This window comes from Aliivibrio sp. SR45-2, from assembly GCF_963890165.1.
Taxonomy (GTDB): Bacteria; Pseudomonadota; Gammaproteobacteria; order Enterobacterales; family Vibrionaceae; genus Aliivibrio; species Aliivibrio salmonicida.
Genome location: NZ_CAWPRC010000172.1, coordinates 178,412 through 190,630, shown reverse-complemented (window position 1 = coordinate 190,630; position 12,219 = coordinate 178,412). Strand labels below are relative to the sequence as shown.

Here is a 12,219-nt window from a genome sequence, read left to right as displayed (position 1 = left end):
ATAAAAAAGGTTGACGTTTTGGCGTCAACCTTTTTTGTTTTTACTAAACATTAATCAATATGATTATGGGCGAATAAGATAATCCGCTTTCCCCACCCATTTGTAACTTGTCAGCTCTTCTAAGCCCATTGGACCACGAGCATGAAGTTTCTGGGTAGATACTGCTACTTCAGCGCCTAAACCAAACTGAGCCCCATCAGTGAAGCGTGTTGATGCATTCACATACACGGCAGCTGAACCTGCGGTATTAATGAACTTTTCAGCAGATTCAATATTATTTGTTAAAATAGTATCAGAATGACTCGCGTTATGTGTTTGCATATGAGCCGCTGCTTCATTTACATCAGACACCACTTTCACACCTAATGTGTAACTTAGCCATTCAGTATCAAAATCACCGTCTTGTGCTTCACGTAATGACACGTTTTTAAACTCTTTTAGTAACGAATAAGCTTTTGGTTCAGCAACCAATTCAACACGACCTGCCATTTTATTCGCTAATAATGCTAAGAATTGTGGAGCCACTGCCTCATGAACTAACAGTGTATCAAGTGCATTACATGCAGATGGACGCTGTGCTTTTGAATTATCAACCACCAATAGTGCTCTTTCTAAATCAGCACTCTCATCAACAAACGCATGGCTAATACCAAACCCGCCAATGATGACTGGAATTGAACTGTTTTCTTTGCACATTTTGTGCAAACCTGCACCACCACGTGGAATGATCATATCAACATAATCATCTAGGCGTAATAGTTCTGAAACTAGTTCACGATCTGGTTTCTCTATGTATTGTACTGATGCAGCTGGTAAGCCGGCTTTTTCAAGAGCAACTTGAATGACCTTAACTAACTCCATATTAGAGAAGAACGTCTCTTTACCACCACGTAGAATACTCGCATTACCGGTTTTTAAACATAATGAAGCGATATCGATCGTTACATTTGGACGAGCTTCGTAAATCACACCAATCACACCAATTGGTACACGGCGGCGAGAAAGTGACATGCCATTTTCAAGCATTTTACTGTCAATTTCACTACCAACAGGATCATTTAAGTTGATCACATTACGAACGTCATTAGCAATAGCAACTAAACGCTCTTCTGTTAGTAATAAACGATCTTGCATTGCATCTGAAATGCCCGCTTCTACCGCTGCACTAATGTCTTTTGCATTAGCCGCAAGAATCGCCTCTTTGTTCGCTTCAAGTTCATCAGCAATAATCGCCAATGCTTTGTTCTTCTGGGCTGTTGGAGCTACCGCTAAGTCAAACGCTGCATTTTTTGCTGCTTGACCCATTTTTGTTAAATTCACAATAAATATCCTTTACTAAATCAGTACTAAATCATCTCGGTGGATAGCTACAGGCCCATATTCATAACCTAATACTGCGTAAATATCCTGACTGTGTTTTCCTAAAATCTTATGTAAATCGTCACTTGAATAACGAGAAATACCTCGGGCAATTAACTCACCTTTCGTATTTACAATCTTAGCAACACCACCGCGAACAAAGTGGCCAGAAATCGACGAAATCCCTTTGCTCAATAAACTGCTGCCTTTTTGTTGTACTGCATTCACAGCACCGTCATCAATAACAATCGTACCATTAGATGCAGGGCCAGCAAGAATCCAACGTTTGCGACTCTCTAATGCACACTCAACAGGCAAGAACTTTGTTCCTTGAGGCTTTGAATCTACAACATCAGTAATCACATTCTCAGCGCTGCCAGCAGCAATAACAACTTCAATACCCGCTCGACGAGCAATATCAGCCGCTTGAAGTTTAGTTGCCATGCCGCCTGTGCCTAATGCAGTCCCACTACCACCTGCGATTTTACGTAATGTTTCATCAATGGTGTGCACTTCTTTAATCAATTCGGCTTTTGGATCTTTACGCGGATCAGCCGTAAACAAACCAGATTGATCCGTTAACAGCAATAATTTATCTGCACTCGCCAAAATACCAACTAAAGCAGAAAGGTTATCGTTATCCCCAACCTTAATTTCATTTGTTGCAACCGCATCATTCTCATTGACGATAGGAACAATGCCATTTTTTAATAAAGCTTGCAGCATGTCACGAGCATTTAGATAACGTTCACGATCATCTAAATCCGCTCGAGTTAATAACATTTGGCCAACGTTAACACCATAAATAGCAAATAAACTCTGCCAAGCTTGAATTAAGCAACTTTGACCAACAGCAGCTAATAACTGCTTGTTAGCCATCGTTTTGGGTAGTTCGGGGTAATTTAAATGTTCACGTCCAGCCGCAATTGCGCCAGAAGTTACAACAATCACTTGATGACCTAACTTTTTCAAATGCACACATTGGCGAACTAATTCCACCATGTGTGCTCTGTCTAGTTTTAATGTGCCACCAGTGAGTACACTTGTACCAAGTTTAACGACTATGGTTTGAGATTGTGTATTCAATTCCCTACTACCTATTTAACTAATAATGTTGTGTATTACGAAATACATTCATCGTAATAATAATATAAAAATCACCCTATTTTTAGCAAGCAAATCAGAACAGTACAAGCCTAAAATAAGATTTTATGACATTTCATCTAAATCAAGGAAATAAAAAGCCAGATTAGTGTTTCATCTCTTCTTTTATCCATTCAATCATTTGGTTTAATGCGTCTTCATAGCCACTGTGCAATGTCTTATTTTTTAGCTCAACACCTTTACCATATTTACTGAACATTGCCGCTAATTTATTATCTGATTTTGGAGAAACAGGATCCCCCGCTAACCCAATAGCTAAAATAGATACCGATGTTTTTCTTCCACCAGATAAAAAGCCTTGGAACTTAAGAGACCATGCTTTCATTTGCCCAGTTAAACTATTAACGTCCACCACTTGTTTTGCCAAGCGAGATGCCAATATATCTAAATACATTTTTGGCATTTTCTTTAGTTGTGTTGAGTTTGACAACACTTGATGAATTGGAGCACCAAGAGCAACGCAAGTTTTCAGTTTATTCGGTTCAAGAAAAGACAACCGCAATGCGACATTTCCACCAAATCGGAACCCCATAACAGCAGCATGAAAACGATCAACCCAAGGAATATGAGGTAAATAATTTAGCACAGCTTGATGCAAGCAACTTGAGTCTTCAGTTAGCGGCCAGTACGAACTGTGTCCAATCGATGGCATATCTAATGTTAGCATTGCCATATTATTTGGCGCTAAATAATCACGGTACAAAGACCACATGTCCGTTTGCAACGAATCCATACCACCACTAACAATAACGACAGGTAACGGTTTTTCAGTATTCGGTAAATGCAAATAACAGGTGATTTTTCGACCTTCATAAGGGACTAAAATCTTTTCAATTCGATGAGAGGTCTGTTTTGCCGCCATATCATAAGCTTTGCTCGCAAGTACCTGTGCCTGAGTGGCTAAATTATCCCCTTTTATATGCGGATAACCGGCAATGCTAAAATATAAGCTGGCTTTAAAAAAACGTTCCGCAGCCTCGTTCCCTTCAAGGTCTGACGCACATTTCTGATGCTCCATTCCTGCATTAATCCACTCATAAGCCCAGTTACCAGCGCGATATCCGGTGACAGTATCTAACCATTCAGGTTTCGTTCTGTCTTTATCACTGCTTGCCATTTTAGACAAAATCCCTTCTAACTCAATCGGATCAACCCCTTGCCAAATCCATTGAGGACGACGAAGTTCGCGATACCAATTTCGTTCTGAATTTTTTGATATCTGTTCTAAACTGCTTGGAAGATAAGGCACAAGGCAAGAGGTTTCTAAAGCTTGCTTATTGGTTTTAAACAACTTAACAGAGAGATTTTCGCTTTCAGGCTGGGTCATATCAAACACCGATATACATAAAGTAATTAGGCCTACTATATACTGAAAGCCTATAAATAGGGTAATCAACTTACTCTTGAATTTAATTAATATCGATAAATAACAAACAAAAAAAATGACCCTTAAAAGAGTCATTTTCTATTGGTTATAACGTAAGCTTATTTTTTACAAATAGGATCTACGTACGTTACAGCCATGTCCCATGGTTGCTCGATCCACGTATCTTGTGGAATATCGACAACATACGCATCAACTAAATCAATGCCTGCAGGTTTTGCACATACAGTGACTAATTTACCTTTAGGGTACATTTGACGCAATTTAACCGCAGTGTCACCACTATCAACTAAATCATCAATGATGATGAAACCTTCACCATCACCTTCCATCGCTTTAACAACCGTCATATCACGCTGATGATCGTGGTCATAACTTGAAATACATACGGTATCAACATAACGAATGTTTAATTCACGAGCTAGAATTGCCGCAGGAACAAGTCCACCACGGCTCACAGCCAAAATACCTTTCCATTGTTCAGCAGGAAGTAACTGTTCAGCAAGCTGACGAGTATACATCTGCATGTTATCCCAAGTTATTACAAATTTATTAGCCATAATAGACAAAACCTCTCAGTGGCACAGTTAACAACAACTATGCCGTAAAAATAAATTTCAGCGTGAATAGTGCAGCAAGAACCCAAACGCTGATATGAACATCGCGACCTTTACCACTTAACAACTTAATCGCTGCATAAGAGATAAAGCCTAATGAAATACCATCAGCAATAGAGAAGGTTAAAGGCATTAGCAAGCATACCACAACAACTGGCGCCGCTTCAGTAAGATCTCTCCAATCAATACTCACAAGACCCGACATCATTAAAATTGCGACATAAAACAACGCACCGGCCGTTGCATAAGCAGGAACCATCCCAGCTAATGGAGCAAAGAATAAAGCCAATAAAAACAGAATGCCAACAACAACAGCCGTCAAACCAGTTCGACCACCGGCTGCTACACCTGCAACACTTTCAATGTATGATGTTGTGTTTGATGTACCTAATAAAGCCCCTACAGATGTCGCCGTTGAATCCGCAAGCAAAGCTCTATTTAGACGAGGAATATTGCCATCTTTATCCATGATCCCTGCCTTTTGAGATACACCAACTAACGTACCGGCAGTATCAAACAAATCAACGAATAAGAAAGCAAAAACAACGCTTAGCATACCAATATCAAAAGCACCTGAAAAATCGAGTTGTAAAAATGTAGGTGCAAGACTTGGTGGCATTGACATAATGCCAGCATATTGAACTTCACCAAAGAGCAAGGCAAGTCCAGTAACAGCTAAAATAGCGATCATAACAGCCGCTTTGTAGCCACGATGAACTAAAGCAATGGTTAAAAATAAAGCCAATGCCCCCATCGCTGCAGGAAAGCTATTAATATGACCAATAGACAATAAAGTTGCCGGATTATCGACAACTATGCCTGAATTCTTTAGAGCGATGAAAGCCAGAAATAAACCAATACCCGCCGAAATACCAGTGCGTAAAGAAAGAGGAATCGAATTAATAATCAACTCTCTTATTTTACATAAACTTAGAAGAATAAATAACACACCTGACATGAATACAGCAGCGAGCGCTACTTGCCATGTATGACCCATTCCCAATACAACAGTGTAGGTAAAGAACGCATTCAACCCCATACCTGGAGCTTGAGCTATTGGGAAGTTAGCAACAAATCCCATGATAAAACACCCTATTGCAGCAGCAATACACGTTGCAACAAAAACAGCGCCTTTATCCATTCCTGCATCAGCCAAGATTGCTGGATTCACAAAAATAACATAAGCCATTGTTAAGAAGGTGGTTAACCCGGCAATAATTTCAGTACGAACGTTCGTACCATTAGCTTTAAGTTGAAATAGTTTTTCAAGCATTGGGGCTCATTCCTAGTCTGCTTTATACAGATTAAACGTTTGCGTAATCGATTGGCTGAGAATTATAAAGAGGTATTATGGGAATTTCTAGCGATTATTTATCTTTTACTGTGTTAATAGTAAATAAAGTGGATGCTCTAATAGAAAAAGATAATATTTATTAAGAGGTTGGATACATAGAGGAGAATGTTTAGGCAAAAAAAACGCCACCCAAATATTTTGGATGGCGGAGAATGTAATATAACCCAAGCGGGTAAATTAGAATTCCAATTATAGGGGTATAACTTTAACGTATAAAACCGAAGTTTTATTAGTAACCAAAGCTCATTGGGTATACAAATTGACTTGTGTATACAGAGCGTTGATTCCAGAATTTAGAAGAGCTTATGCAGTACATAATATCACCTTATCAATTGATAGTTAAAAACAATAAAATTGATCTCGGTTCCTTGGAGGCGATAAATCGGACTCATCCTATGAGCATTTACAGTATCTGAAGACTCTCTAGCAGATGAGTAAACTATACTCTCACTGAAACTTTATTACAACAAAAATTTGAAGTGGATCACATAAAACACATTAAATAGTCAATCAATCGAAATATTACGTAACTAAAGAACGGAAACGTTTGCTATTTATGTGTCTGTATTTTTTCCTTAATCCTAGTAAAGAAGATTCAATAAATTTACGATATCAAACAGAGTAATTAGCTAATTTGAGGGGTATACTTATTTGTATTGATAATCAATTACCCAAAAAGACAGCGCATTAATTTGCTATTCACTGTTTTCAAAAGGAGATACTTGTGTCTGAGATCAGTCAACTAACACCACAACCTATTTGGCAATTTTTCGATAAAATTTGTTCTATCCCCCACCCATCTAAACATGAAGATGCATTAGCTCAATATATTATTGATTGGGCAACAAGCGAAGGTCTTGATGTTCGCCGCGATCCTACCGGTAATGTATTCATCAAAAAAGCGGCAACGCCGGGAATGGAAGATCGCAAGGGTGTTGTACTTCAAGCCCATATTGATATGGTTCCACAAAAGAATGAAGATACTGACCATGATTTTACTAACGATCCAATCCTTCCATATATAGATGGTGAGTGGGTTACAGCAAAAGGCACAACACTGGGTGCCGACAATGGTATGGGCATGGCTTCATGTCTTGCTGTTTTAGCCTCAAAAGAATTGAAGCATGGCCCATTAGAAGTATTATTAACCATTGATGAAGAAGCAGGCATGACTGGTGCCTTTGGTCTAGAAGCCGGTTGGTTAGAAGGTGACATTCTTCTTAATACCGATTCAGAACAAGAAGGTGAAATCTACATGGGTTGTGCTGGTGGTGCTGATGGTGCTATCAAATTAATGATCGAACGTGAAGCACTGCCTGCTGGCTATGTTACTCGTCAAATTACACTAAAAGGCCTAAAAGGCGGCCATTCTGGTTGTGACATTCATACTGGTCGTGGTAACGCAAACAAATTACTGGGTCGATTCCTTGCTGGCCACGCTGTTGAACTGGATTTACGCCTTGTTGAATTCCGTGGTGGTAGCTTACGTAATGCTATTCCTCGTGAAGCATTCGCAACGGTTGCCGTTCCTGCTGAGAATGAAGCAAAACTGGCTGAACTATTTACTTTCTATACCGATCTATTGAAAGACGAATTAGGTCGAGTAGAAACGAATATTGTAAGTATCAACGAGACAGCCTCTGCTGAAAACGTCTTGACACTAGCCACTCAAACTCCATTCATTGCGACACTAAATGCCTGTCCAAATGGTGTTATCCGCATGAGTGATGATATTGAGGGTGTGGTAGAAACGTCTTTAAATGTGGGCGTTATTACTACTGAAGAAAGCACAATCACAATTCTATGCCTAATCCGTTCATTAATGGATTCTGGCCGTAGCATGGTTGAAGGAATGCTTTCATCTGTGGCTGAATTAGCAGGAGCACAAGTCAGCTTCTCTGGTACATATCCAGGTTGGAAGCCAGACGCAGATTCTGAAATCATGCATGTGTTCCGTGATGTCTACGAAGGCATTTACGGAAATAAGCCAAACATAATGGTAATTCATGCAGGTTTAGAGTGTGGTCTATTTAAAGAACCTTATCCTAAAATGGACATGATCTCATTTGGTCCGACCATCAAGTTTCCTCATTCTCCAGATGAGAAAGTAAAAATTGATACGGTTGCTCTTTATTGGGAACAAATGGTTGCCATTTTAGAGAACATTCCCAAAAAATAATCCTTTAGTATTGGGATTATAAAAAACGGTCAGCTTATGCTGACCGTTTTTATTTATAGTCAAATAACGTCAATCGTTAAAAATAAACTTTTGGGTTAGTTGCACCCCAGATAACATAAAGCTCAGGCATACTTCGGCTGCTAAATGCTTCCATTTCTTTAGTTTCAATCGTCTGCTCATTTTGTTTACCAAATAGAACGACTTCATCACCAGGCTGAACATTCTTAATATCAGTCACATCAACCATCGTTGTGTTCATTGATGTCACACCGACTACATTCGCTTTCTGACCATTGATCAACACATACCCATTATTACCAATAGAGCGAACATACCCATCAGAATAGCCTAAAGGTAAATTGGCTAAAATTGAATCTCGACCTAACACATAAGTGCTGCTATAGCCTATCGTGCTGCCCTTTGGTAAGTAATTCAAAGAAGCAACTGAGGTCTTAAAACGAACAATACGCTGATATTCAGGGTTACTTGGCATATCTCCATACAACAATCCACCTGGACGAACCATATCTAAATGTGCTTCAGGTAAATTAATCGTGGTGTAAGAGTTTGCGACATGCAGAGTGATGTTTTCACGATTTAACTGAGCTTCATCAATAAGCCATTTACTTTCTTGCTTAAATAAATCCAGTTTTGTACGGATCTCATCAACTGATTCATTAGGGAAATGCGTCATAATACCAACAATATTAATATGACCATTAAAGGCAATATTTAACGCCTCTTTTTTCCCTTGAGGTTGAGATAAATCAAGGCCATTGCGTCCCATTCCGCCCGCATTCAATGCAAGATGAACAGGAATTACGGTATGATTTTTTTTTGCTAATTTAGCAATCGTATTTGCTTGCTCACTTGAACCAATAAGCTCTTCTATTTGATAATTTAAGCCTGATTCAATTTCATTTGGTGTCGCAGCACGAACACGCATGATCTCACCAGAGAATCCTTTAGCTCGAACAATACGCGCTTCTTCATTACTTGTGATACCAATACATTCAACATCACGACTAATCACTGAATCCATTAATCCTTCAATTCCATTACCGTATGCATCCGCTTTCATGATCGCACAGATTTTAGTGTCTGAATTAAGTGATTTTTTTAATGTATCAATATTATGTTTAAATGCTTGAGTATCAATTTCTAACCATGCATTTGCTTGTTGGATTTTTTCTTGAGAAGTGAGTGTGTCTAGCGTTAATAATGGTGCAGAAATAGCTGATGTCGGTAAAATAAGGCTTAATGCCAAAGCACATTTTGTAAAGTTCATAAACAACCGTTGTGTATAATAATTATATCGTAAATTACGACGTTATATTATATAGAGATGGTTATTTAGCCTCTATGAAATTTGTCTATATAACAATCGGTTGCCCATTATATGTTCGATAAACACCAAATTGAAATCACCTATATATATACAAGTAATCTAACCAAAACAACTGCTACTCAAATGCAACATTTTATAAACTATCAAAAATGAGAATTGTTGATAGTTTTATTAGAAGAAACTTAATTGTTGAGTGACTTCCTTATCTTTAAGCATTACGTTTAATCCGATAAGTCGGATCTCCCTCCCTTTTTGCCTTTCTAATACTTCAATCAAAAGTTCTTCAAAAAATGCTAGCGTTAATTGATTATGCACATGTTCAATCGTCGTTTGTTGGAAGTCTGCGAACTTAATTTTAATACCTTGCTTAGCAATATAATTATCACCATTTGCTTTTATTAGTCTCGACTCTAATTCAGGGTACAAGCGTGTTTTAATGACTTCCCAGCATTCTTCAAACATGCTGATATTATGAGAAAATGTTCTTTCTACACCTACGGACTTTCGATTACGCTCTGTAATCACTTCTCTTTCATCAATTCCATGAGATCGCTTCCATAATGAAGCCCCCATTTTTCCAAATAACAATAATAACTCACGTTGGTCAAACTGTTGGACGTCCTTGCAAGTATGCAGTCCTGATCTATGTAACCGCTCTAAGCTTACTTTTCCGACCCCTGGTATTTTCTCCAATGGTAATGAGTCAATTTCATCCATAACCATATTTGGAGTAATCACATACTGACCATCAGGTTTATTTAAATCAGAGGCAATTTTAGCTAAAAATTTAAGAGGGGCAATTCCTGCTGATGCGGTTAATTGCAGTTCATTAAATATGTCTCTACGTATTTGTTGAGCTATCAATGTCGCCGAACCATGCAACAACGTACATTCACTAACATCGAGATAAGCTTCATCTAAAGAGAGTGGTTCTATTTTATCAGTATAGCGACGAAATATACGGTGTATATGGTGAGAGACTTGCTTATAGACCTGCATGCGACCAGGTACAACCACCAAGTGAGGACAAAGGGATAACGCTCGTCCTGTTGGCATTGCAGAATGAAGACCAAACTTCCTAGCTTGATAGTTACACGTACTTAATACACCACGCTGTCTTTCACTTCCACCAACGGCCAAAGGAACGTCACGTAATGCAGGATTATCTCGCATTTCAACCGCTGCATAGAAACAATCCATATCGATATGAATGATTTTACGCACCTTTTTATCTGCTTCTAATTCCACGTTTTCAATCTCAACACTCACATCAACTGTATAAATAAACAGTTAAATGATAGCGATGAAATGATTTTTTTACAATAAAAAACAGCATCTATAAAGATGCTGTTTTAAGATAGTTATAGAGTAAAAAACTTACGCGATGCGATCTTTTTCCCATGCAGCTAGTTTTTCAGCTCGAATGATTTCTTTAGCTTCACGTTTTTTTCGTGCATCACAAGGTTCTGGACAGTTACACACTTTATCTATCCCAACAGAACCAAGGCCACCACAACTGCCTTTCACTACTTTACGTTGCACAATATAACCAATAGCCATTGCACCAATAACAGTAAGAAAAACACCAAACGTAATTAGAAAAGTATTCATTATCTACTCACTTATTTCAAAAAAGGCTTAAAGGCTTCAGAAGAGAGTTCTTTAAAGCCATCTTTAGTTTTCACAATCATGAAAACAGGAATGTTATGTTTATTAGCAACGGCCATGCCTTGCTCTTCACCTAACACCATTAACCCTGTAGCAAGTCCATCAGCAGTCATTGATGATTTATCAAGTACTGTAACTGAGACAACTTTATTGGCTATTGGGTTCCCTGTAATAGGGTTAATAATATGAGAGTAACGTACACCTTCTTTTTCAAAGTAAATACGGTAATCACCAGACGTTGCAACCGCATGATGCCCAGGCTCTATTATTTCTTGAATAGAACGTTCATCAACCGTTGGCTTTTCTATCGCGATACGCCAAGCAACATTCTCTTTATTATTCCCTTTAACTCGCATTTCACCACCGACTTCGACCATATAGTCAGTAATGCCTAATCCTTCTAAATAATTAGCAACAACATCAACTCCCCAGCCTTTTGCTATTGTTGATAAATCAACATAAAGGTTAGGGATATCTTTTGTAACAGTTGTTTCTGTCGCGCTTAAATGCTGAATACCGACAATAGCACGACGAGCATTCAATTCATCTTCAGTAGGAACAACCTCAGGACGAGCTTCTGGACCAAAACCCCATATATTAACTAAAGGACCAACCGTGATATCTAATGCACCCAAAGTGACTTTATTTAAGCGAATCGCTTCACTAATCACTGTGGCTGTATCTTTAGAAACCGTAAATGGCGTTAATGCTGTACTCTGATTAAATTGACTCAGTTCTGAGTCTTTACGGTACGTCGACATTTGGTCATTTACTAACTCTAGTCGTTTATCTATCTCTGCATGAATAACATCTTGCTTTGGTAAGCCATCTTTATTAATAAATTTAATATTATAGCTTGTCCCCATCGTTGGACCATTTAAATACACTTGTTCACGTTGTTGTTCACCACAACCGCTAAGTAGTAGTAAAGCAAAACAAGATAACAAAATCAGTTTGGTTCTATTCACTAAATGAGTAACACTGACAATCACTGCCAACTCCTTAATTAACATAAATTTAAATAACAAAACAATACACAGGAATATACATTCCAAAAAAACCTATAACCCTGTACTTTGTCTGGTTAAATGTAGCGCACTAATACGAAAAAAGGCTGACTCAATTGATGAGCCAGCCAATATTTTT

Annotated in this window: 10 protein-coding genes; 1 reads left to right on the top strand and 9 read right to left on the bottom strand. The window is 38.4% G+C overall.

All coding sequences use genetic code 11. The annotated features are described in order from the left end of the window. Positions 1 to 63 precede the first annotated feature (63 nt). From AACV33_RS15980 to AACV33_RS15960, 5 genes are all read right to left on the bottom strand, one after another. A complete protein-coding gene (locus tag AACV33_RS15980) occupies positions 64 to 1,320 on the bottom strand; it encodes a glutamate-5-semialdehyde dehydrogenase (protein ID WP_182699429.1) in 1,257 nt (418 codons plus the stop codon). 15 nt (positions 1,321 to 1,335) lie between these two features. Next, positions 1,336 to 2,445 (bottom strand): glutamate 5-kinase, encoded by a 1,110-nt coding sequence (gene proB, locus AACV33_RS15975; protein WP_012549741.1) that lies wholly within the window; start codon positions 2,443 to 2,445, stop codon positions 1,336 to 1,338. 163 nt (positions 2,446 to 2,608) lie between these two features. Further along, entirely contained in the window at positions 2,609 to 3,850 is a 1,242-nt protein-coding gene (gene frsA / locus AACV33_RS15970; protein ID WP_017023100.1) for an esterase FrsA, read from the bottom strand. A gap of 158 nt (positions 3,851 to 4,008) precedes the next feature. Then, on the bottom strand, positions 4,009 to 4,467 hold the full coding sequence (gpt, locus tag AACV33_RS15965; RefSeq protein WP_012549739.1) for a xanthine phosphoribosyltransferase: 459 nt from the start codon (positions 4,465 to 4,467) through the stop codon (positions 4,009 to 4,011). Between the two features lie 37 nt (positions 4,468 to 4,504). Next, positions 4,505 to 5,797, bottom strand: coding sequence for an NCS2 family permease (locus AACV33_RS15960; protein WP_012549738.1), 1,293 nt, complete (start codon positions 5,795 to 5,797; stop codon positions 4,505 to 4,507). Positions 5,798 to 6,602: 805 nt separating this feature from the next. On the opposite strand from AACV33_RS15960, the gene AACV33_RS15955 reads away from it, so the two are divergent. Then, the gene (locus AACV33_RS15955) at positions 6,603 to 8,057 is read left to right on the top strand and encodes an aminoacyl-histidine dipeptidase (protein ID WP_012549737.1); all 1,455 of its coding nucleotides are present in this window, start codon (positions 6,603 to 6,605) and stop codon (positions 8,055 to 8,057) included. A gap of 76 nt (positions 8,058 to 8,133) precedes the next feature. On the opposite strand, the gene alr is transcribed toward AACV33_RS15955, so the two are convergent. From alr to AACV33_RS15935, 4 genes are all read right to left on the bottom strand, one after another. Next, positions 8,134 to 9,345 (bottom strand): alanine racemase, encoded by a 1,212-nt coding sequence (gene alr / locus AACV33_RS15950; RefSeq protein WP_065611377.1) that lies wholly within the window; start codon positions 9,343 to 9,345, stop codon positions 8,134 to 8,136. A gap of 231 nt (positions 9,346 to 9,576) precedes the next feature. After that, positions 9,577 to 10,653, bottom strand: a complete 1,077-nt coding sequence (dinB, locus tag AACV33_RS15945; protein ID WP_026469734.1) for a DNA polymerase IV — start codon at positions 10,651 to 10,653, stop codon at positions 9,577 to 9,579. Positions 10,654 to 10,782: 129 nt separating this feature from the next. After that, on the bottom strand, positions 10,783 to 11,016 hold the full coding sequence (gene nqrM / locus AACV33_RS15940) for a (Na+)-NQR maturation NqrM (protein ID WP_012549726.1): 234 nt from the start codon (positions 11,014 to 11,016) through the stop codon (positions 10,783 to 10,785). A gap of 11 nt (positions 11,017 to 11,027) precedes the next feature. Next, entirely contained in the window at positions 11,028 to 12,065 is a 1,038-nt protein-coding gene (locus AACV33_RS15935; protein WP_017023095.1) for an FAD:protein FMN transferase, read from the bottom strand. Positions 12,066 to 12,219: the final 154 nt, after the last annotated feature.